The sequence below is a fragment of the Streptococcus sp. oral taxon 071 str. 73H25AP genome, assembly GCF_000146755.1.
Lineage (GTDB): Bacteria > Bacillota > Bacilli > Lactobacillales > Streptococcaceae > Streptococcus > Streptococcus oralis_T.
Map to the genome: position 1 here is coordinate 1,142,458 of NZ_GL397254.1, position 21,446 is coordinate 1,163,903.

General features: G+C 40.8%; 19 protein-coding genes. All 19 read right to left on the reverse strand.

The features are described from left to right. Positions 1 to 2 precede the first annotated feature (2 nt). Positions 3 to 212 (reverse strand): helix-turn-helix transcriptional regulator, encoded by a 210-nt coding sequence (locus tag HMPREF9189_RS07875; RefSeq protein ID WP_000043823.1) that lies wholly within the window; start codon positions 210 to 212, stop codon positions 3 to 5. Between the two features lie 2 nt (positions 213 to 214). Further along, a complete protein-coding gene (locus HMPREF9189_RS12430) occupies positions 215 to 370 on the reverse strand; it encodes a hypothetical protein (RefSeq protein WP_000522391.1) in 156 nt (51 codons plus the stop codon). 4 nt (positions 371 to 374) lie between these two features. Next, positions 375 to 542, reverse strand: a complete 168-nt coding sequence (locus HMPREF9189_RS12435) for a hypothetical protein (protein ID WP_000910107.1) — start codon at positions 540 to 542, stop codon at positions 375 to 377. Continuing rightward, the gene (locus HMPREF9189_RS07880; protein ID WP_000763713.1) at positions 536 to 1,660 is read right to left on the reverse strand and encodes a replication initiator protein A; all 1,125 of its coding nucleotides are present in this window, start codon (positions 1,658 to 1,660) and stop codon (positions 536 to 538) included. Before HMPREF9189_RS07880 ends, HMPREF9189_RS12435 begins: the two co-directional genes overlap by 7 nt. Further along, entirely contained in the window at positions 1,660 to 1,842 is a 183-nt protein-coding gene (locus HMPREF9189_RS12305) for a hypothetical protein (RefSeq protein WP_000809178.1), read from the reverse strand. Before HMPREF9189_RS12305 ends, HMPREF9189_RS07880 begins: the two co-directional genes overlap by 1 nt. A gap of 88 nt (positions 1,843 to 1,930) precedes the next feature. Continuing rightward, positions 1,931 to 2,146: a hypothetical protein gene (locus HMPREF9189_RS07890; protein ID WP_001282466.1), complete on the reverse strand. Its 216-nt coding sequence runs from the start codon at positions 2,144 to 2,146 to the stop codon at positions 1,931 to 1,933. A 164-nt stretch (positions 2,147 to 2,310) separates the two neighbouring features. After that, a complete protein-coding gene (locus tag HMPREF9189_RS07895; RefSeq protein ID WP_001081918.1) occupies positions 2,311 to 6,822 on the reverse strand; it encodes a S8 family serine peptidase in 4,512 nt (1,503 codons plus the stop codon). A 287-nt stretch (positions 6,823 to 7,109) separates the two neighbouring features. Continuing rightward, a complete protein-coding gene (locus HMPREF9189_RS07900; protein ID WP_000844564.1) occupies positions 7,110 to 7,952 on the reverse strand; it encodes an aldo/keto reductase in 843 nt (280 codons plus the stop codon). Positions 7,953 to 8,033: 81 nt separating this feature from the next. After that, positions 8,034 to 9,422: a peptidoglycan-N-acetylglucosamine deacetylase PgdA gene (gene pgdA / locus HMPREF9189_RS07905; RefSeq protein ID WP_009755381.1), complete on the reverse strand. Its 1,389-nt coding sequence runs from the start codon at positions 9,420 to 9,422 to the stop codon at positions 8,034 to 8,036. A gap of 104 nt (positions 9,423 to 9,526) precedes the next feature. After that, a complete protein-coding gene (ezrA, locus tag HMPREF9189_RS07910; RefSeq protein ID WP_000064806.1) occupies positions 9,527 to 11,254 on the reverse strand; it encodes a septation ring formation regulator EzrA in 1,728 nt (575 codons plus the stop codon). An 80-nt stretch (positions 11,255 to 11,334) separates the two neighbouring features. Further along, positions 11,335 to 13,281: a DNA topoisomerase (ATP-hydrolyzing) subunit B gene (gyrB, locus tag HMPREF9189_RS07915; protein WP_000134078.1), complete on the reverse strand. Its 1,947-nt coding sequence runs from the start codon at positions 13,279 to 13,281 to the stop codon at positions 11,335 to 11,337. Positions 13,282 to 13,294: 13 nt separating this feature from the next. Continuing rightward, positions 13,295 to 13,858, reverse strand: a complete 564-nt coding sequence (locus HMPREF9189_RS07920) for an HAD-IA family hydrolase (RefSeq protein WP_007520338.1) — start codon at positions 13,856 to 13,858, stop codon at positions 13,295 to 13,297. Between the two features lie 89 nt (positions 13,859 to 13,947). Next, on the reverse strand, positions 13,948 to 14,496 hold the full coding sequence (locus HMPREF9189_RS07925; protein WP_001140925.1) for a DJ-1 family glyoxalase III: 549 nt from the start codon (positions 14,494 to 14,496) through the stop codon (positions 13,948 to 13,950). A 10-nt stretch (positions 14,497 to 14,506) separates the two neighbouring features. After that, positions 14,507 to 15,730 carry an FtsW/RodA/SpoVE family cell cycle protein gene (locus HMPREF9189_RS07930; protein WP_000830423.1) on the reverse strand — a complete coding sequence of 408 codons (1,224 nt, stop codon included), beginning with the start codon at positions 15,728 to 15,730 and terminating at the stop codon, positions 14,507 to 14,509. 5 nt (positions 15,731 to 15,735) lie between these two features. Beyond that, a complete protein-coding gene (locus HMPREF9189_RS07935) occupies positions 15,736 to 18,228 on the reverse strand; it encodes a bifunctional DnaQ family exonuclease/ATP-dependent helicase (protein ID WP_000980487.1) in 2,493 nt (830 codons plus the stop codon). A 196-nt stretch (positions 18,229 to 18,424) separates the two neighbouring features. After that, the gene (locus tag HMPREF9189_RS07940; RefSeq protein ID WP_000862999.1) at positions 18,425 to 19,276 is read right to left on the reverse strand and encodes an NAD(P)H-hydrate dehydratase; all 852 of its coding nucleotides are present in this window, start codon (positions 19,274 to 19,276) and stop codon (positions 18,425 to 18,427) included. Between the two features lie 56 nt (positions 19,277 to 19,332). Then, positions 19,333 to 20,106 carry an HAD hydrolase family protein gene (locus HMPREF9189_RS07945; protein WP_000673623.1) on the reverse strand — a complete coding sequence of 258 codons (774 nt, stop codon included), beginning with the start codon at positions 20,104 to 20,106 and terminating at the stop codon, positions 19,333 to 19,335. Between the two features lie 4 nt (positions 20,107 to 20,110). Further along, positions 20,111 to 20,968 carry a bifunctional methylenetetrahydrofolate dehydrogenase/methenyltetrahydrofolate cyclohydrolase gene (locus HMPREF9189_RS07950; protein ID WP_000192092.1) on the reverse strand — a complete coding sequence of 286 codons (858 nt, stop codon included), beginning with the start codon at positions 20,966 to 20,968 and terminating at the stop codon, positions 20,111 to 20,113. 149 nt (positions 20,969 to 21,117) lie between these two features. After that, positions 21,118 to 21,438 (reverse strand): TfoX/Sxy family protein, encoded by a 321-nt coding sequence (locus HMPREF9189_RS07955; RefSeq protein ID WP_000168529.1) that lies wholly within the window; start codon positions 21,436 to 21,438, stop codon positions 21,118 to 21,120. Positions 21,439 to 21,446 lie beyond the last annotated feature (8 nt).

The window sequence follows — 21,446 nt, forward strand, 5'->3', positions numbered from 1 at the left end:
GTTTAGTCCGATTCTGATCCTAACAGGTAGTCAATGGTTACACCAAAGTATTCTGCTACTTTTTTAGCATTTTCAAGACTTATCTGACTATATCCTGTTTCCCAGTTCGATATGGTGTTACGAAATACTCCTATCTGATCAGCCAAGGCTTGCTGAGACAGTCTAGACTGCTTTCGTAATTCTCTGATACGATTTTGTGTTTGTTTACTCACATCTACTTGTCTCCTTCATCATTTGGACTTGATAGTATTTCATCATCAAGCAAAGAAGCATTATCCACTTCCTTTATAACTTTTCCAATAGTACAACCAAAGAGCAATAATAAACCGATGACGAATATAATCATTAACCCTAGCTTAAACAATCCCATAAAATCAACTCTCTTTCTGTTGCCATGATGAGAAAATTTGGCTGAGTTTCTCAGCTCTTTCTTTTTTCGGTAAATCAAAAACAGCTTTAGGAATCATGTAGATTTTCTCCTTCGGGCTACGACCAATCGATAGCACTTTGCCATCAATTGGTCTAAATTCATCTTTTAACATGTTTCAACTCCCTTAGACAATTCTGATAAATAGCTATTGAGTTTCGTCTCCGAAAGTTTATCTGGATAATAACGTGCAATCAGACTTGGACACTCATCAGGGAATTTTTTGGCATACTCGCTTTGTCCTGATACCTCCAGGAAACCATGTTCTTTTTCAATGAGTAGAGCCATCTTCCAAAAACGAATCATCATTTTGTAGAAGTAGGCTGGGACATTCTGGATTGATTTTCCTTCAGCCTCTCCAGTTTTAATTTTGAAAATCAATTTATCAAGCTCACGTTCAAGATCTTGCAGCCAAACCTCTCCATAAATTTCCTGATCAGCTAAGAGGTTGTTGTAATTCTTCTCAACTTGACGTTTCGATTGATAGATTTTATTTTCAAGAATTTTTGCATCTTTTCCAAACAAACTGAGTTTCTGAACTAGTTGAGGAGAAAGAAAACCATGTTGCCCCATTTTAAATGCTTCAGAGATTGATAAATCAGATAAAGATGACTCGCCCTCGTATCGATTAGTATCGTAAAGAGTATCAATCTTACTCTTCTCTGTATTTATTCCGTCCGATTCGTGGACGTTTTGAAGTCCATTTTGCGGACGTCCGTTTTTGATACTTTCGCTATTACCAATGCTTTGGGGTACTTTTTCATATAGAACTTTACCAAAGGCATTAACCCTCTTCAGTAACTCACCATCTGCTGAATAGTGCTCCACTATTTCTAAATTAGCATCCACTAGCTGAAGATAAAGTCTATTCGGCTTATTGAGTCCCTGCCTGACTTCTCGTAAGAGACCGTGTTCTTGCAGTTCTTTCTTGATCTTAGTAACCTTCATCTTTCCCTTATCCAATAGCAGCATCAGGTCAGAAACTGTAAAAATTAGAAAGACCGCTCCATTTTCATCAACGTAATCTCTATTTCCCTTCTGGAATGAACTGATACTTAATTTACAGCGATTATAAAGAGCGCCATAAGCTAACTTAGCATCAGATGAAAGACCCGTGTAAGAACTAGTCAATTTGACATAGCCGTTCTCATTGTGTTGAATACGGGTGAAAAAGATTTCTGGAATTTGATAAAAAGTTAGAGTGGCTAGTTGGTCAATCGTGATATCTGCCATTAGTATCCCCCTACAACTTGTAACCTCAAGCCACCAGCTTCAGGAAAATAAACAAGATGAGTTTGCTCTAACTCTTCAATAGCTGCAATAGCACGGCTTCTAGTCCATCCCATTGTATTCATCAAATCTAAAATCATTACGTCTCTAGTCAACCTTGAGACCTTTGTTTTGTGTTGTTTCATAGGTAATCCTTTCTTTATGAGTCGAACTACTTTATATTCATTCTTGAAGTATTTAATTTCCTCTTTTACTTATATGTGAGTTAATAAATTAATTCATGAATGAAATAATTTCTTGAATGATATTACTAAATTTTCTAAAATTCTCTGAATTTAGTTCTATGAAATTTAAAAATCTTTGATATCCATCGGGTTGAAAAGCTACCAAGGCGACAATTATCACCCCTACTATTCCCAGACCCAAAAAAGCAGCATTAAACAGTTTAACATCTTCCTCATCCATATCAATTTCAATATTATCTGACATTTTTCTCCTTTCTTTAATTTTTGCAACGAAAAAAGAGAGCGATTTTCTCGCCCTCTCAGGTTATATGATATTTAATTTTTCACTTTCCCAAAACTCTAGACACTTAGTGAGTCTGAAAACAAAGTTTCAGACTCATTTATCAGTAAAGCTTCAGAAACTCCTGTTTAAGGATGTCTTCTTGCTTTTGGTTTTTTGCCATGCAGATTTCTCTTGGCTTGTTTCAAGACTGTAATGGCATCTTTGACATCTTCTTGGCTCGCTCCTGGATCATTAAGGAGTTCCTGAGCTTCTTTAAAGGCTAAAAGGTAAGCTGCTTTTTCTTTCTTGTCTGCATAGATAAATCTCGCATTCTTTTCTTGGAAAAGACGTTCATCCTTGACCAGTTTCTTCAGACTAGAGAAGTCAGTAGCTTTGCCATTCAGTTTACTTTTAGCTGTTGCAAGGGCAATGAGAGATTGGTCAATTTGATCCTGTTTGACTTTAGGATCCACAGCAAGTAAGGCGATTTCTTGGAAGGCACGATCATAAGCTCGACGTACTTTTTCCTTGGAATTAGCATATCGTCCAGTTTTAGTCGTTGCATAGTAAGCTTTCATGGCTTCTTTCAAGGCTGCCACGTTCGAATCTTTTCCATCCAAAGCCTTACCAGCAGCTTCAAGACTAGCGAGAACTCCATCAATCAATTCTTGCTTCAACTTACTTGACAAGGCTGACCGCGCCACTTGGAAAGCTTGGTCATAAGCTTTTCTCTTATCTGCACTACTATTAAAGTAACGAGACGTTTCTACCAGTTCTTTTTGTTGATTTACCGCAGCAATCAAGGCCAACTTAGACACAACAGATAGGCGCAAAGCATTATTTCGACCTGGATGAACGAGCAAGGAAACGAGATTTTCAAGGAGTTCATATCCAGTCGGTAAGCCAATCTCTACAGTATAACGACCTATAGCAACTTTCTTACCGAAGGCGTATTGACCGTATTTTTCAGCAGGAAGAGTGATACTTGTCCCATCTTCTCCTTTCAGAACTACTGTAGTTGTCTTTGGAACTGCTTGATTGAAGGAAACAGATACTGGTGCATACTCTAAGAGATTTGCTAGGAAGGTAATGGTTTGGAAACTATTTTCTTCCGTCAAGTCAAACTCTTGGGATAAGGCACTGATAAATTTCAATTCTGTTCGGTCATAACTGAAAATTTCTGCCGTATAATGACCAAACTGTAAGAAATGAATCGCTTTTGACTTGTCGACATCAACATATTGCCCCTCGCTATTTTTAATTCGATAGACGTAGAGGGTATCAATATCTTGGTTTGTTTTCGCATCCTTCAAGGCGATTTTCACTCGACCACTATTTTGATCGCGCACAAGTTCAGCAAGCGAGATATAGTCTACATTCCCTGCATAGTCCTCTACAAGATAGTAAATATTAGCCTTATCAACATCCTTTGGAAGTGTATAACTACCGTCGGAATTGGCCTTGATTAGATGAGTGTTCTCAAGCGCACGAGTTCCAGACTGGTCTTTCCCAGTTAGAACCATAGTCCCTTTCTGGTCAAATGGTGTAATATAGAAGACTTTTTCTGAAAGGATACCGCCTTGACCAACATCTTTTGGTTTGCGAGCTACGAATTCTTGGTTTCCATCTTTAAAGCGAATATAACCACTTGTGATGACTGGTTTTTGAGTATCAATTTGAATTTTAAAGGTCGTGTATTGTTCTTTTGCTCCTGGAACGTCTGGTGTATAACTGATAACATAGTCATATAAACCATCCGCTACGGTATTACCATTAAAATCCTGACCTCTCCAAGCGGTATTATCTAGAATATAACTCTTCAGATTTCTACTGTCACCATCAAAATAATTCTTACGAAGATCCTTTGCATCGCCCTCCCAAATAGGATGTTCATGCTTGGTATCTGTAGCCGCATAAACTGTAGCCCGAAGATTTACAAGATTTCTCAAAGCAACCGTTTTGTATTCAACTAGGTCTTTGTTTCCATCATCGTTTGGAGAAATAGCAATACGGACATTCCCTTTTTCGTCCAACTGAAGAACATGCTTACCTTCAGCATTTTGTTCGATCCCAAGAACAGTAATTCGGCGTCCTTGGCGTTGACCTTGAGAAACTAGAAGGTCATTTTGCAAGGTTGCGAGATAGGTGGCATCATTAGAGTAGTTAACGACAGGATTTTCCTTGTCTACTTCCGTGTAAAATCCATTTTTCCCTTCTCGAATAAGGTTGTAAATTGGTTTTTCGACAGCGGGGAGATTTTGGAATTCACCTCGGAAGCCCATAAATGCAAGACTCACAATATCCCCATCATCTGCCGGATCTACAAAGCGAACAAAACCTTCAAGGAAATAGCCATTTGGCATTTGTTTGCTGAGTTCAGCAGCAAATTTTCGAGCATCCACTTTAACAGTGACTGTTTGACTGCTGTGGGCTTTGACCGTCACTTCAGGCCAGACTGTCTCCGTTAGTTTTCGAGGTCGAAGGGTGAATTTTCCATCTTGGACTTCGTCTGTATTGGTATTCACCACCATCTTGAGAGTGCGGTCAGTATCTGAAATATTGTGTACAGTAACCTTAAAAGTAAATTGATCTCCAACATTTCCTAAAGTCACACTTGGATAACCATTTTCACCCGTTACATAGAGATCTGTTGACACTGCAGCAGCTGTGTCCACAATACCAGAACCTTGCTGACGAGGAGAGGTATAAGTGCCTGTATCCTTATTAACATGTGGTTTTGCAGTTGACATGATCAAGGCCTTGACAGTCTCTGATACTTGCTCAGGAGTCAATTCTGGATGGTGTTTTTGAAGGTATTCCTTAACCAGAACGGCAACACCCGTAACGTGAGGAGCCGCCATACTGGTTCCGCTGATACTACCATAGGTATTGTCATTAAAGGATGAATAGATATTGCCGCCAGGAGCTGTCACGTCCGGTTTCAATTGTCCATCGGTAGTCACTCCCCAACTTGAAAAGTCAGATAGCTGATTGGCTACATCAGAAGGGCGATTATCCATCTTGTCATTAAAAACAATCTTATATTTTCCTGATTTTAAGGCTTCACCATACTGTTTAGAAATAAATACAGAAGGAATTTTCTTTGCTTCATCATCAATAGCCATATTGATGTTTGCGCCCTCTACATTATTGTAGATCAATGCACCAACTGCACCGTGTTTTCGTGCATTTTTGATCTTCTCTGAAAAGTTCATGGCTCCACGCTGAATGAGGGCAAGTTTCCCAGTTAAATCCAACTTCGCAAAGTCTTCTTCACGACCTAACCCTGCTTCGACGTATTCGTACTCTTTTCCCTTTTCAAAATCCTTATCTGACTCAGGTTGATTATAATCAAATTTTCCGTTATGAAGGCCGGCATTTCCCTCTAGACCTTTGACTTCAAAAACCGCTGTTGTCAATGTTTTGTTGTTGACAGAAGCAACTGAAATTGAGTCTTCAACAGTGGATGGATTTCCAACCAAGCCATAGTCTGGGTTTTCGGCTAGCGGTTTTGAATAACCATTTCCGAATGTATTGCTATTTCCTGCTGAGATAAGAACAGAAACTCCCTTGGCACGAGCCCGTTTGATGGCATCCACAATATCAGAACCAGCATCCACCATAGAACCTGTGCTAGATCCCAAACTCATATTAATGGCATCTGCTCCCAAGGCAACTGCGTCATCAATCGCCTTTACATAAAGGGCAGAACTGGTCGTTTTTTGGCGGTCTGAAAAGACACGCATAAACATAACTTGAGCTTCTGGCGCCACACCATAGACCTTTTCACCATTTGGTGCTTCTTTATCAGGGTTTCCAGCAGCAATCCCTGTTACGTGCATCCCATGAGAAGTTCTTTCTGATTCTTTGATCTTATCTGTTCCGTCAAAGTAGTCATAGGCATAGACAACCTTATCGCTATACCATTTACCGTAGTCGATCCCAGCAACCTTTTTAGCTGCTTCGATGGCTTCCTTGTTTTTAAATTTTGCTTTTGACGGATCCGAAATTCGAAGAACCTCATGATTCAAATCAAGCCCAGAGTCAATTATGGCAACAACGGTCCCTGTCCCCTTGTAACCAGCCTTCCAAGTTTTTGGTACTGTGATGATATCATTGCTTGAAAGACTATTGGGGTTTGCAGACTCAGTTTTTTCTTGTTCTTTTTCAGTAGTTGCTGTTTCTCCAGTAGTTTTAGGAGCTGTCGTTGCTTGAGCCTCTTTTTTCCCCAAGTCAGAAGCCTTCTCAGTGGCAGGCGCGGTAGTCGTATCGACCGTTGTTTCTTTTTGGACGACACCTTGATTTCCTTCATTTGCAACTGCGCTATCTTTTCCTGATTCTTGGGCTTCAGCAGTTTTATCAACTGGAGCTTCTACCTTAGCATCTTGTTTACTAGCATCCTCTTTAGAAGTTTCAGCTTCCTGTTTCTCTCCAACTACTGGAGCTATCACATTAGTATTGGTTTGCTCAGTTGAAGAGCTTGAGTGTTTATCATCTTTTAACTCTGTCTTGATTGCCTGAGTTTGAGCTTGATTTTCTCCTGTACTCTGCTCATTGGCATTAACTTGACTTGCTCCAAAAACCAAAGCAGTCCCCAGCAAAACTGAAGCAAGACCAAATTTGTATTTCCGTAATGAAAAACGTTGTCGTCTATTCATAAATAATCTCCTTTTTTTAAATTACACCTATTATAGCGCAAATAATCATAAATTTTCATAAAAATCTGAATTGTCACAAAAATGTAATATTTTCGTATATTTTTATCTTGTTTAATTTTATTATTCGTGTTATTTGCTCTATAAAACCAATATTTTCTAAATTCGTTCATATATTTTAACCCATAAAATTATTTCATTATACAAACAATTTAGATTTTTTATACACAAAAAGACTAGGATTAAAAATTCCTAGTCTTCATCATTTCGATATAAATAGATTTCACAAACTAAAAATCCATCTCATCCACACGTGGTGCGCCCGAAGTCACTGAAATTGTCTTTAAGACTTCTCGCTCGTCTTTGCTGAGTTTAATTCCAAAACAGTCAAGATTGCTCTGGATGCGAGAGGCTGTCACTGACTTAGGTAGAGGTAAAAATCCTTCTGCCAAACTCCAAGCCAAGGCAATTTGAGCCACTGATTTCCCATGCTTAGTAGCAATTTCTTGGACTTCTTTCTGTTCAAACAACTCCCCTTGCCCAAAAGGCCCCCAAGCCTCTAAGAGAATTTCTTTCTCTTTACAGTAGTCAACCACTTCCTCTTGATAAACTCCTGGTGCCAAGCGTACCTGATTGACTGCAGGAACAATTCTTGCTGTCTCAAGCAAGGCATCCAAATGATGGGGAAGAAAATTACTAACGCCGATAGCACGGATCTTGCCTTCTTTATAAAGGTCCTCCATCGCTCTCCAGACTTCAGCATTGCGAGTTTTCCATTCGTCATTTTCTCTTAGTGGTTTTGGATTTGGCCAATGAACAAGGTACAAATCTAGATAATCCAATCCCAGTTTTTCCATTGATTCTTCAAATGCATGGCGAGTTTCATCATAGCTGTGAATGGTATTCCAAAGTTTAGTCGTTACAAAGATTTCTTGTCGTGGAATACCGCTATCTCGTATAGCACGACCAACACTTTCCTCATTTTTATAGATAGCTGCAGTATCGATATGACGATAACCAGCCTTTAAAGCTTCTAAAACAGCTTGGTAGGCCACCTCTCCATTTTCAGCTTTCCATGTTCCAAATCCTAGAACAGGAATTGAAACTCCATTATTAAGGGTGTAAGATTTCATCGTTTTTCCTTTCTATGTGAAGAAAATCTAAAGAAACAAAATCCTGATTACCAGTACGCTTGCTCCTTTAGATTTTAACAATTATTGATCACGATCGTAATAGATCTCGTGAGCTTTCAAACGAGAATTGAGCAATTCAGGAACGGTCACAAATGTATACCCTTCACCCTTTAGATACTCAATGACACTTGGTAGAGAATTGACAGAAGGACCATGGATATCATGCATGAGAATGATAGAACCATTACGAACTTGGTGTTGAATTTCTGTCAAAATAGCAGCTTCATTCTTACTCTTCCAGTCTAAACTATCCACATCCCACATGATAAAACTCAAGTCAAGACTATTTCGAATATCATCAGTGATGGCACCATAAGGTGGGCGCATCAGTTTAGAGCTTGATCCTAAAACTTGAGTTAACAAATCTTCTGTATCAGTGATTTGCTTTTTAGCATCTTCGAGAGATAATTTAGAAAGGACAGGATGATCCCAGCTATGATTTCCCACAACATGACCTTCCGATTTCATTCGTTTCAGAAGATCTTCATTTCCTGCTATGTTTTTTCCAAGTACAAAGAAGGTTGCCTTTACACCGTACTTAGCCAAGGTATCCAAAGCTTGTGGAGTTGTAGTCGGATTTGGACCATCATCAAAGGTCAAGGCTACAACCTTTTTATTTTTCTTAGCAAAGTAAGATTGGTAGAGTTCCGCATCCTTTTCTAACAGATAAGAGGACTCAATGACATCAAAGAAACTGGATATTGGTAAAGCAATTTCTTCAACAGCCTCTCCAGAATTAGCAGGATAAAGGATGATTTGACTATCTTTATAATCAAAACTCCAAGATGCCAAATCCTGATCTGTGAAGCTCTTTATAACTTGATCAATTTTTGCCTGGTCAAGTTTCTTATCTTCTAGAGTTGATTTGATTTGACTCAGTAAGAGTTCCTTAGCCTTGCTTGCATCTTTGAAGAGTTTACTGAGGTCAAAAGCTTTCCCATCTTCAGTCAAGAAAATTTTCCCTAAGGAAGTCTTTTCTTTTTCTTCAACCTTTGCTGCAGACAAATCATAGACTTGCCTACTGATATTACGAGCAACAACTCCCTTAAGGACAGGATCCAGCTGCTCTGTATAATAAAAGACCAGATCCTCTTTATCTTCTAGATTTTCTTTGATATCTTGGTTGATTTTTTCTCTAATAGACGCAATGACCTCCTCTCCTTGCAGAGGGTAGTAGGCAATCACCTCAGCTTGCCCTTTTCGGAAATGGTCCTTCTGACTACCTGAGTTGAATTGCTGGTCCTTTTCGCTTTTTAACGCTTCAATTTTTTGTTCATAAGATTGCTTTTGTAGAACCTTGTAGCCAATGGCACTTCCCAAAAGAATCATAGCGATTCCTAAGATTCCAACAAAGGAAAGCAATATACTTCTCTTTTTATCGTGAGAAACACGGTTCATATTTTTCTTCATATTTCCATCATATCAAATCAAAGCTATTATTTCAATGATAAACAGATAATCTAGCTCCATTTCAAAAAATAAAGAAAAAGCTTAGAATTCTCTAAGCTTCTATTTTAAAAGCGAATTGCTTCACGTGTTTTTTCATATGAAGTCACAAAACGATTTGTAACTCCTGGTTCTGCAACTTCCAAGGCTTGAGAAATCTTATCAAATGATGCCCGATAGTCAAACTCTTTCTCAAAAATTTCAAGTGCTTCGTTGAAAGCCTCTTGGATACGTTCATCAAATGAACGGTAGCGATTTGAGTATTGGAGAAGTTGCTCTGTCAAAGTTGCATACTGAACAATGTCATATGTTTCTGTCTCAAGTACTGCCATATCATTCGTTGCAATTTCAAGAATTCGCTTAACAGATTCAATATTAACCTGCGGTTGTTCTAGCTCCGCCATCAAATCTTCAGTGTTATGACTTGCAGTAAAGAAAAGTTTCAAGAAACTTTGAGGGATTCCTGGTAAGTTTCGCTTCTCCATGTAACGTTTGATAGTGTGCAAACGATTCACATAGACATTTGCTTTTTGGCGAGCATTGAGGTCATCTTTTTCAATTTGCGCAAGTCGTTCGCTCACAGAAATTTGCTCATCTTCAATATCTTTGAGATTGCTTTGAAGCATTTCCAACTGTTCTTCAAGAACAGAATAGGCTTGAGCAGATTCTCTTTGGTCCTCTGTTACTTCTAAAATAGCGGTATCAAGTGCAGCTAATTCTTCTTGAAGTCGGCGGACATGATTCCCATCACTTTCTGGAAGAAGATAAGTTTTATTTAGTCGTTCAAGATCCTGAACAAGCACCTGGTTATTTTCCTTCAAGTGGTTGAGATAGGTTGGAAGTGTTGAGAGGAGATTCTCAACGACTTTTTGAGCCTCAATTTCATGAGTGAAAATATCATAAAGTGCATTGATTTCTTCTTGAATGCGATTATTTTCATACTCTGCATTGTCCAACTCCAACTGACGAATGTTTTCTTGATTATTCTTCAAAGATTCATGCAAGAGTTGGAAACGTGACTCAATATCTGTTTCAATAAAGTGGTATTTGGCATCCAACAGCTTACGATAGCCCTCTTCCAAATCTGCTAATTGGTCTGGTAATTCCTTTGTCAAGGTTTCAACAAGAGCTGGAATACGATCAACAATATGCGTTAGAGCAAGAATATGATTTTCAGTATCATCTAAGATTGCTGCAGCTTCAACTGGGTCACCTGATGAGTTAAGGGTAACGAATTGAGAGAATTCCGATTGGATATTTTCCAATTGTTTCTCAATCTCAGGAAGAGCTTTCCCATATTTCTCTGAGTCCTCTGCAACCGTATGTTGAAGGGTTTCAAACAAGTCCAAAGCATGTAGGACGCGACCACTGTTCTTAGACTCTTGCTTTTCGAGTTCAGAAAGGGCATTGCGAATAGCTGCAATATCCTCTTCAATCAAACTAATCTGGCTTTCAATTTGATCAATCTTGTGAGCTGCTTTAAAGAAACGGAAAGAATTATTGTAGCTTTCAGCTTCAAAAAGATGATTCTCAATATCAGCAAACGAATTCAGAGATAAATCAACCCATTTTTGGTTCCATTCACGGAAGGTCACCTGACTTTGACCAATCAAGTGCATGTTTTTAACGGCTTCAACCTCATCATTTACAGGAAGATTGTAGAGTTCTTCTTTTCTTTCTTCAAGGGCCGTTAATCTGCTTACATTACGCTTACGTAAAAAAATGGCTGTTACATAAGCTAAGATCAGAATGACTGCAATCGCAACCATTAGATAAATTAGTTGTCCATTAGACATATCAAACTCCTTTTATACTAGAAACAATCGTAATGATTATATCATATTTTTTAAACCAAGGGAACTATTTCCCACATTTTTTAGACGTCAAGTGTACTGTAAACAGCGTTTTCTTCGATAAATTCGCGACGAGGTTCTACTCGATCTCCCATCAACATATCAAAGATTTTATCTGCTTCGGCAGCATCATCTACCGAAACACGCGCCATCAAGCGATGTTCAGGATCCATGGTTGTTTCCCACAATTGGTGGTCATCCATTTCTCCCAAACCTTTATAACGTTGGATCGTTGGTTTTGAACGCCCTTCACTGTGACGTGCTAAGGCTTCTTGGAGTTTAATTTCTTGATTTGCACCAGGTTGAATGTATTCTTTGATCTCACTTCCAACTTTAACCCCATAAATCGGTGGTTGGGCAATGTAGACATAACCAGCCTCTAAGATTGGTTTCATGTAGCGGTAAATCAAGGTTAGCAAGAGGGTTCGAATGTGAGCTCCATCAACATCGGCATCGGTCATCAAAACGAGTTTTTGGTAGCGAGCCTTAGTGACATCAAATTCTGCACCAAATCCTGTCCCCATGGCTGTAAAGAGACTTCGAATTTCTTCGTTGGCAAGGATTTTATCCATACTAGCTTTTTCAACGTTCAAGATCTTACCACGAATTGGCAAAATAGCTTGGAATTCACGGTTACGACCAGATTTAGCTGATCCACCAGCTGAGTCTCCTTCGACGATGAAAAGTTCGGTTTCAGCAGGGTTATTAGAAGAACAGTCTGCTAATTTCCCTGGAAGATTGGAAATTTCCAATCCAGATTTCTTTCGAGTGACTTCTCGCGCACGCTTGGCAGCCACACGAGCCTTGGCAGCCAAGATCCCTTTTTCCACGATACGCTTGGCGATCTGTGGATTTTCCATGAGGAAATCAGAGAAGGCATCGCTGAAGAGGCGATTGGTAATTTTGACCACTTCACTGTTCCCCAGTTTGGTCTTGGTTTGTCCTTCAAACTGCGGATTTGGATGCTTAACTGAGATAACTGCAGTCAAGCCTTCACGGACATCTTCCCCTGTTAGGTTGTCTTCATTGTCTTTTAGCAATTTATTTTTGCGAGCATAATCATTGATAACACGTGTCAGCGCTGTACGGAAACCTTGCTCATGCGTACCACCTTCATGGGTGTGAATGTTATTGGCGAAACTCATGACGTTTTCGTGGTAACCGGTTGTGTACTGCATGGCTACTTCAACTGTGATATCATCCATCTCACCGTCTGTGTAGATTGGTGTATCAAAGATCACATCCTTGTTCTCGTTGATATATTCAACGTAGCTAGCAATCCCGCCCTCATAGTGGTAATGTTTAGTCTGTTCGAGACCTTCACGCTTATCTGTGATGGAGATTCGAAGACCTCGGTTCAAAAAAGCTAGTTCTTGAATACGTTTATTCAATTTGTCAAAATCAAAGGTCGTTGTTTCTGTAAAAATCTCTGGATCCGGTGTGAAGTGAACTGTTGTTCCGGTTCTATCCGTATCTCCAATCACCTCAAGATCAGCAACGACATTCCCACGGTGGTATTCTTGATAATAAATCTTTCCGTTTTTATGAACCCGAACATCTAGTTGAGTTGAGAGGGCATTTACTACTGATGAACCCACACCGTGCAATCCACCTGATACCTTGTATCCGCCACCGCCGAACTTTCCTCCAGCGTGAAGAACAGTAAAGACGGTCTCAACAGCAGGACGTCCTGTCTTTTCCTGAATGTCAACAGGGATACCACGTCCATCATCCACAACGGTGATGGAATTATCTGGCTCAATAAGGACTTGGATATGACTGGCAAATCCAGCTAGGGCTTCGTCAATTGAGTTATCAACGATTTCCCATACTAGATGGTGAAGACCTTCTTTTGAAGTCGATCCAATATACATACCTGGACGCATACGAACAGCTTCCAGCCCCTCCAAAACTTGAATTTGACTGGCATCATAATCCTGTGCCTGTTGATTTTTGATTTCTTCTGTCATTTTTTCCCTTTTCTTACATGTCTATTGCTTGTCTCAATGTCGCAACGTTTTTAAAAAGATAGGCATCTAAGCCGGCAGCTTTACCTGCTTCTACATCAATATTTCTGTCTCCAATGACCAAACCGGATGAGATATGATATTTATCACGTAAATAAATCATAGACTCTGGATCTGGTTTCCGTTTGAAACCAGAACTGGCAGTCACGACTTCTGTGAAATAGTCAGCTATCTGAGTCTTTGCAAGAAGTTCTAGCACTTGGTCATTTCGATGAGAGACTAAGAAATGACGGCCACCCTTGTCAGAGATGTCTTTTAGTAACTCTGGAATTCCCTCAAACAAAACTGGGTACTCTAGCTCACGCGCTTCATTCTCTTTGTAGTTTTCTAAAAAATTCTCGATGGCTGGGGCAAACTTCTCAATGGCAAAAGCTGTCGAAACCTTCAAGGCTTCGTAAACACGGTCGTGTTCTTGCTCTATTCCGTATTGGGCTAAGGTCTCTACAAAGGCCGCTGTAGAAGTCTCATAATTATCCAATAGGGTACCACCTAAATCCCATATATAGTCACGATATTTCATACCTTTCATTATACCATTTTTTTACGAAAAAAGTGATGATTTCCTAGATTTTTCCAAGCAAAAACGAGAGCCGAACTCTCGTCTTACTGTTAATTTCCAAAGACATCTCGATAGAGCATGCCGACTCGTAAACTTTCTGCATCTCCTCCCAACTGCTCTACCAGCTCATAGGCAAAGGCAAGGGCAGTTGACGGTCCTCGGCTGGTTGTTAGATTGCCATCCACAACTACTGTTTCCTTTTGGTAAATACCGTCACTGATGTTTTCCTGAACACCGTCATAACAGGTAAAGTGCTTGTCTTTCAGGACACCTGCTTGATGGAGGGCGATTGGAGCTGCACAGATAGCTGCAACTTTCTTTCCAGCTTGGTCAAAGGCTTTAATTTCAGAAATGAGGGCTTGATTATCCCGTAGGTGAGCTGAGCCTGGCATACCACCTGGAAGAACTACCAAGTCATAGTCGGACAAATCGCCATCAAAGATACGGTCGGCTTTTACCTGAATGCCATGTGATCCTGTCACCTGCTCTTCAAATCCTACCATATCGCATGAAATGTTTGCTCGACGCAAGACATCAACTACTGTCAAGGCTTCAATTTCTTCAAAACCCTGGGCTAAGATAACTGCTACTTTTGCCATAGTGGCCTCCTTATTTGATTTGTTTTAGGACGACTTTCTTTCGTTTGAATGGAACTTTTCCACTTTTCTCCTCCGCTAGGTTGGTCTGGTAACTCATAGATAAGAGGAGACCGACACCGATGAGGTTACTAATAATTGCGGAGCCCCCTTGAGAAATGAAAGGCAGAGGAATCCCTGTCAAAGGAAGTAAGCCTGTCACGGCACCGATATTTTCAAAGATATGGAAGAGCAACATCATGATAAATCCAGTCGAAATGTAGGTGTAGAACTGGTTATTTGACCTGAGCGTAATCTTCAACATCCGATAAATAAGAAGCAAGTACAGGGCAATGACAAAGACTGAACCAATGAAGCCAAAGTCTTCAGCAATTACGGTGAAAATCATATCACTTTCACGTACTGGAATGAGGAGATTGGACACATTGAAACCCTGTCCAAACAAGCCACCACTTCCAATCGCAATTTGCCCCTGCGCCTGTTGGTAAGTCGTTGTTTGCGCAAAGTCAAAGGGATTGAGCCAGGCCAAAATACGGTTAATCTGGTAGGTTGGCATTCCAATCTGATGCAAGAAGGCACGTCCATCCTTGCTTATAAAGATGGCCATGAATCCTACAACCGCAGTCACTCCTGTCGCAAAAACCGGAATGATAATCTTCCACGAAACACCTGAAAGGAGAACCATACCTGCAAAAATAGCTACAAAGACCAAGGCAGTCCCCAAGTCACTTTGTAGGGCTAAGAGGATCAAGACTGGGATGGTAAAGGCAATCATCCAACCAATCAATAGGAAATCCAAGGGAATAGTCCGTTGCCATTCCTTGTGTTTTTGAGTGAATTGTACGATGACTCGAGCCAACATCAAGATATAGGAAATCTTCATGAACTCAGATGGCTGAAAGAGTGTCGTTCCACCAATCGATACCCAGTTCTTGGCACCTGTTGATGCTACAAGATTTGGATTGTAGAAAACAAGAGGGAGGACCATCAAGGCTAGGCCTAAACCATAGAGATAAGGAGTCACCTTCCATAAAAACTCCGTATTGAAGAACATGACCACAAAACCAATGACAAGGCCCAAGGAAATCCAAGCGATTTGCTGGCTTAGTATTGGTAACACATTATTTGGATAGTCATGACTAACTGCTATATAAATGGCCACTACTCCAATCACCAGTAAACAAAACACTGGTAGAAGGAGGCTATAATCGACTCGAGAGTCGAAGGAACGTTTCATATTTTTTACCTTTTCTCTTTCTTGGATTTTTCTTTCATTCTATTGCGACGAGATTGGAGAAAATCAGCTACAGCAGGCTCTAGCTGTTCTCTAGAAAGAACTTGAACAGCCCTTTCTTTTGACAAGGTCTGGGCGATTTGTTTACCATAACGCTTGCTGACAACACGACTGTCTAAGATTACAGCAACCGAACCTTGGTTGGGCCGTCTAACAGTACGACCAAGGGCTTGTTTTAGCCGAATGATCGCCATCGGTAACTGATAATCATAGAAAGGATTTTTCCCTTCTTGACGCAGTTCTTGGTTTAACTTTTTGGTTAACGGCTCTTGGGGATTTTGGAAAGGCAATCTCGGAATCACTTGAATCACGCAAGGATGGGTTGAAAAATCAACTCCTTCCCAGAAACTGCCTGTTCCAAGCAAGATCTGGCGTTCACCCTTTTCAAAACGTTTTTTCAGTTGACTTGGTTCCCCATTTTTATACTGAGCTAGATGCGGTTGGTCGAGCAGGTCCGAAACTGCCAGCAACATTTCTTTTGAGGTAAACAAAACCAATAAAGGTTCTTGGAAGGCTTGTAAACCTCGGATAACAGAAGCCACTTCACTAGCATAGTCAAAAGGTGAAACTTCCGTCACAAGAGGAAAGTCATCAATTAGAAAGACTTCTTGTTGCTCCTGTTTTGCTACATCAAGCCTAACAAGCGGAGCATCTGGAAAGCCCAATAGATCTGCTAGGGAAACTCGATTGCTGATTTCAAGAGTAGCTGATACTCCTAGGAGCCTACAATCTTCTGGCAATAAGTCTGCTAGTATAAAGCGACCTTTTTTGCTTGAACAAATCAAGACATCCTTGCTAGATTTCTCTGCTGTAGCAAGCCAAAATTCACGGTCCGAGGTGAAAAAGTTTGCAAGCTCTCTATACTCTGGGAGAGCTAGCTCCGAAAAATGCTGGCGCAACTGTTCAAGAGAATCCAACCACTTTCCATTCCTAAGGCCCGACTGATAGTGCTCCATCAAGTAACGACATTCAAAGCCGATACTCTCAAGCAAGCGTTTCTGAACCAAATCTTCATCTGTCTCCAAGGACTTATCAAGCTGGGTTACAAGTTCCTCAAGGCGATAAGCCTGCTGGGCTAAATTTTCGAGAGCTAGTAGCATTTTTTGAGCTTCATCCAAGATCAGCAAACGGTTGTCGACAAACTCTGGATTGTCTTCCAAACGAGTGATCAGATAGGCATGATTGGTCAAGAGAACACGACTGGTCTTGGCCTTTTCCTGCCCTCGTTTCCAAAAATCCTCTGTAGCAAATAGGCTTTTCTTTGAAAGCTTACCATCGTGGACTAGTTCAGGCAGAAAGTGCTGATAGCGATAAAGTTGCCCGATTTCGTCCAAGTCGCCAGTCTCTGTCTCTGTTAGCCAGATGAGCAGTTGCATTTTAAAGCGTGTGAAAAGGCGATTGGACTCCGGTCGATGGAGAACTCGGTGAAAGGCATCCAGTTTTAAATAATTTTGAGGCCCCTTGAGACTATGAATTTCCAGATGGAAGACCTCTTTTAAGCGCTGACCTTCTTCTTGCATGATTTGATTTTGAAGAATTTTGGTCGGAACACTCACTAGAATCCCTGCTTGACTCTCCGAGTTCAAAGCTGGGAGGATATAGCCGTATGTCTTGCCGAGTCCCGTTTGAGCTTGGATAAAGGAAGTCTGGTGTTCTTCCAATAATTGCTCAACCTTCTCCGCAAATTCCAACTGTTGCGGACGCTCCTCCAGCCCCAATAAAGAAATATTTTTAGCAAAATCTTTGGATAACTTTCGTGGGACTAAGGCTTTGCTTTCCTTTCTGAGAAAAAGCCCATGAAGCTCCATCAAGTCTGGCGAAGATAAGAGCGATTGTTGCTGATAGACCTCCTCAATCACCAAATAACTTTCATAGAGAAGGTTGTCTGCAAGGTTTAACAAGCTTTCTAAGAGCCCTTTTGGTAACTCAAATAGTTTTTGACGCATGTAAAGCAAGAGTTCAGCTGTTGCCTGAGCATCTGACAGGGCAGTATGGGCATGTTCCAGCTCAATGCCCAACTCTTGACAAAGGATACCTAAGTTATACTTTTCAAACTGAGGATACAGAACTTGAGCAAGCTCAACTGTATCCACCCGCGGTGTGCGCAATTCATATCCTTCAAAAAAGAGGAATTCCGCAAGAAGGTTGGCATCAAACTGTACATTGTGCGCAACAAAAATACCGTCCTTAACCAATTCAAAAATTTTTCCGGCCACCTGAGAAAACTCTGGTGCCGCAGCCAAACGCCGATCGGTCAGACCCGTTAATTCTTTGATATGAGAATCCAAGGGTTCGTGGGGATTGACATCAGTCGCATACTGATTGATGATTTCACCATTCTCAATCACCACAATGCCTACTTGAATAATTTTTGCCTTGCTTCCGGTGCTGGTCGCCTCTAAATCAACGACCACATACCGATCATTTCTTGCATTCATCATTAAAAATTATATCAAAAAAAGCATGATTTGACACCCCTCAACTTTGATAACAACCTCGCTTTTCTTTTGAGTTTGAGTAAAAATCAAGACCTTAAAAGTGAGAATTCCTCGTAAGTTCAGCAGTTGATTGCTGGTTCTGAGGTATTTGAAAACCTTATCAACAAACCTACATCAACATAAAAAGACAACCAAGGTATTAACTACCTTTTTGAGATATTTTTTTCATTGTTTTCGGAAGAGCTTTACTAATTTCGGTAGGCAAGACAAGGTAATTTTCTTGAGCTAGTTCTTGCGCGATAGCTGAATGAAGGTGAGCCGCTACCACCACTCTCTCATAGAGACTGACTTGGTCAAACTGACCTGCAAAACCTGCAATCATCCCAGCCAGAGTATCTCCCATCCCACCAGTTGCTTGATAGGGTCCTCCAACCTGTAACTGATAATATTCAGACTGACCAGCTTGCCAGATACGAGTCGCTGGACCTTTCTCGACAAGAATCGTTCCTTGAGGAAAAGCAGAAAGAGCTCTGGCAGTCGCCTCTGTATTTTGATGGTCAAGAACTATACCAGACAGTCTTTCCCATTCCTTTTGGTGGGGAGTTAGGATGAGCTGACTGGAAGGAAGTGGTAACTGGCCTTTTGCTAAGATGCCCAAAGCACCACCATCTACAATCAAAATCTGGTCACTTCTGAGGTTGTTAAAAACCCATTTTACGAGTTCTTCTCCGAATGCATCCTCTCGCAAACCCGGACCTAACAAGACAACCTCTGCCTTTTCTAACTGTTCTTTTAACAATTGCTGGTCTTGAAGAGAAAATGCCATGGCCTCAGGTAAATGACTGTGCAGAGCCGGAATGTTCTCCTTATCCGTGCCAACAGTCACCAACCCTGCCCCACTTTTGACAGCTGCAATGGCTGACATGATGATAGCTCCTCCATAAGGATAGGTCCCTCCCAGCAAGAGCAGACGACCGTAATCTCCCTTATGACTGTGACGAGAACGTTCAATAATGACTTTTTCTAATAAAGCTTGATCAATCACTTTCATCGTTTTTTCCCTCTCACTTCATTATACTACAAAAGGAGGGGCAAACCTCCTTCAATCTATTTTCCCTTAAATTCCGCAAAAGTCTGTAAGATTTTAGCTGCCACTGCTGGAGAAGGTTCTCCTTTTATCTCTAACGTGTCATCTGCATATGGAGTAAGACCAGCAAAATCTCCTATCTGAACTGAATAGAGAGACGTTTTAAACAGTTCAATATCGTTTTGGTCATTTCCAAAAGCGATGAAGTTCTCCCCACATAACTTTTCAACAGTTGTCGCCTTATGAGTATCCAAGGGGTTGACATAGAGACACTTTTCATGCGCATGATAGGATAGATGAGCCTGTCCCAGTCTTTCTAACTGACCAAGCAGGTCATCAAGCAAATTCTCATGGTCACCCATATAAACGACTACCTTAATCGGAGTACCCAAGTCCTCGAGTTTCTGATGACGAGCGACCTTTAGGGGATCCACACTGAAAATAAATGGAATCTTCTCTACAATCTGACCACTATAGTCAAAGCAATCATCTGCAAAGAAAGGGAGATTATAAGTCTGGCAATAATCCACTAGCGCCTGATAAACTCTAGCATCGAGATTCCTTTCAAAGATAGTCTGCCCCAGATGATAGGCTACGCCACCATTCAAACTTATGACCAAACGCTGACTGAGTTCAGGGCCTAATAAACCCAAGCAATCCCGATAAGAGCGGGCTGAGGCAAACACAAGCTCATGCCCATAATCTTCAGCCTTTAAAAGAACCTGCTGAATCTCCTCATCTATGGTCATATAGTCGAAAGACAGCGTCCCATCTAGGTCAAATACGAATTTCATTTTCCTAGTCCCTGTTCAGTGTACGAAGCGCTGCCTGATAGGTTTGCTCCATCAGCATGGTAATAGTCATAGGACCAACTCCACCAGGTACAGGTGTGATGTGACTAGCAAGTGGTGCAACAGCATCATAATCAACATCTCCACAAAGCTTGCCATTTTCATCTCGGTTCATCCCAACGTCAATGACAACTGCCCCTGGTTTGACAAAGTCAGCAGTCACAAACTTAGCACGACCGATTGCAACCACCAGAATATCTGCCTTAGCAGCCACCTTGGCAAGATGATGGGTGCGTGAGTGGGTCAAGGTCACAGTTGCATTTTTAGCCAAAAGAAGCTGAGCCATCGGTTTTCCAACAATATTTGAGCGACCGATAACAACCGCATTTTTACCTTCTAGATCAATCCCATACTCATGAAACATTTCCATAATTCCTGCAGGTGTCGAAGGAATCATAACTGGATGACCAGACCAGAGGCGACCCATGTTTAGCGGGTGGAAACCATCCACGTCTTTTTCAGGGTCAATGGCTAATAAAACTGCCTCTTCATCGATATGTTTGGGTAAAGGTAACTGAACCAAAATCCCATGCCAAGCTGGATCTTGATTGTATTTAGCAATCAAGTCTAACAATTCTTCTTGTGTAATGGTTTCAGGAACTCGCACTACTTCACTATGTAATCCTGCAGCAAGAGCCGACCGTTCCTTGTTGCGAACGTAGACTTGGCTGGCAGGATTGTCCCCCACCAAAATCACTACCAATCCTGGAACTAGACCAGTTTCTTCTTTTAGTTTGGCCGTCTTTTCAGCCAACTGTCCTTGTAACTTAGCTGCAAGAGCCTTCCCATCAATAATCTGTGTCATATCACTTCTCTTTTCTGTCAAATATCCTCTATTATATCAAAAAATACCTTGCCATTCTAACACTTCTTGACTAATAGACCTTATAGTTTGAAACTATAAGAAAAAGCTCTTGTCGAGCTTTTAGTGCCTATTGATATTAGGTAAATCTGTCATGCTTTCTTTTTAACTTTTGGAACTGGTAAGACTTCATACATATCCTTGATTAATCTCGTTAGAAATGACTTATCTTCAATGTCTTCTATCAAAATCATCTCCTTAGCTCCTTCATAAGGACGTTCAAGCCTAGTCTGTCCCAGTTGATCCATGACCACCTTCACAGGCTTCAGTAACAAACGATTATCATAGATTCCCCCAATAATCTTCTCACGATAATAAAGGATATACTCTCCCATCATTGGACGATAACTCATCTCCTCTAGCTCTGATAGCTGTTCGAGAATAAAATCTAAATATTCTTTACTGGAAGCCATGATTCCTA

What these genes read in the sequence shown, in the direction of transcription:
- HMPREF9189_RS12435 (WP_000910107.1), bottom strand. Translation starts at nt 542, where the DNA reads ATGTTAAAAGATGAATTTAGACCAATTGATGGCAAAGTGCTATCGATT.
- HMPREF9189_RS07945 (WP_000673623.1), bottom strand. Translation starts at nt 20,106, where the DNA reads ATGAAATTCGTATTTGACCTAGATGGGACGCTGTCTTTCGACTATATG.
- HMPREF9189_RS12305 (WP_000809178.1), bottom strand. Translation starts at nt 1,842, where the DNA reads ATGAAACAACACAAAACAAAGGTCTCAAGGTTGACTAGAGACGTAATG.
- HMPREF9189_RS07940 (WP_000862999.1), bottom strand. Translation starts at nt 19,276, where the DNA reads ATGAAAGTGATTGATCAAGCTTTATTAGAAAAAGTCATTATTGAACGT.
- HMPREF9189_RS07880 (WP_000763713.1), bottom strand. Translation starts at nt 1,660, where the DNA reads ATGGCAGATATCACGATTGACCAACTAGCCACTCTAACTTTTTATCAA.
- HMPREF9189_RS07925 (WP_001140925.1), bottom strand. Translation starts at nt 14,496, where the DNA reads ATGGCAAAAGTAGCAGTTATCTTAGCCCAGGGTTTTGAAGAAATTGAA.
- gyrB (WP_000134078.1), bottom strand. Translation starts at nt 13,281, where the DNA reads ATGACAGAAGAAATCAAAAATCAACAGGCACAGGATTATGATGCCAGT.
- ezrA (WP_000064806.1), bottom strand. Translation starts at nt 11,254, where the DNA reads ATGTCTAATGGACAACTAATTTATCTAATGGTTGCGATTGCAGTCATT.
- HMPREF9189_RS07955 (WP_000168529.1), bottom strand. Translation starts at nt 21,438, where the DNA reads ATGGCTTCCAGTAAAGAATATTTAGATTTTATTCTCGAACAGCTATCA.
- HMPREF9189_RS07900 (WP_000844564.1), bottom strand. Translation starts at nt 7,952, where the DNA reads ATGAAATCTTACACCCTTAATAATGGAGTTTCAATTCCTGTTCTAGGA.
- pgdA (WP_009755381.1), bottom strand. Translation starts at nt 9,422, where the DNA reads ATGAAGAAAAATATGAACCGTGTTTCTCACGATAAAAAGAGAAGTATA.
- HMPREF9189_RS07890 (WP_001282466.1), bottom strand. Translation starts at nt 2,146, where the DNA reads ATGTCAGATAATATTGAAATTGATATGGATGAGGAAGATGTTAAACTG.
- HMPREF9189_RS07920 (WP_007520338.1), bottom strand. Translation starts at nt 13,858, where the DNA reads ATGAAATATCGTGACTATATATGGGATTTAGGTGGTACCCTATTGGAT.
- HMPREF9189_RS07930 (WP_000830423.1), bottom strand. Translation starts at nt 15,730, where the DNA reads ATGAAACGTTCCTTCGACTCTCGAGTCGATTATAGCCTCCTTCTACCA.
- HMPREF9189_RS12430 (WP_000522391.1), bottom strand. Translation starts at nt 370, where the DNA reads ATGGGATTGTTTAAGCTAGGGTTAATGATTATATTCGTCATCGGTTTA.
- HMPREF9189_RS07950 (WP_000192092.1), bottom strand. Translation starts at nt 20,968, where the DNA reads ATGACACAGATTATTGATGGGAAGGCTCTTGCAGCTAAGTTACAAGGA.
- HMPREF9189_RS07895 (WP_001081918.1), bottom strand. Translation starts at nt 6,822, where the DNA reads ATGAATAGACGACAACGTTTTTCATTACGGAAATACAAATTTGGTCTT.
- HMPREF9189_RS07935 (WP_000980487.1), bottom strand. Translation starts at nt 18,228, where the DNA reads ATGATGAATGCAAGAAATGATCGGTATGTGGTCGTTGATTTAGAGGCG.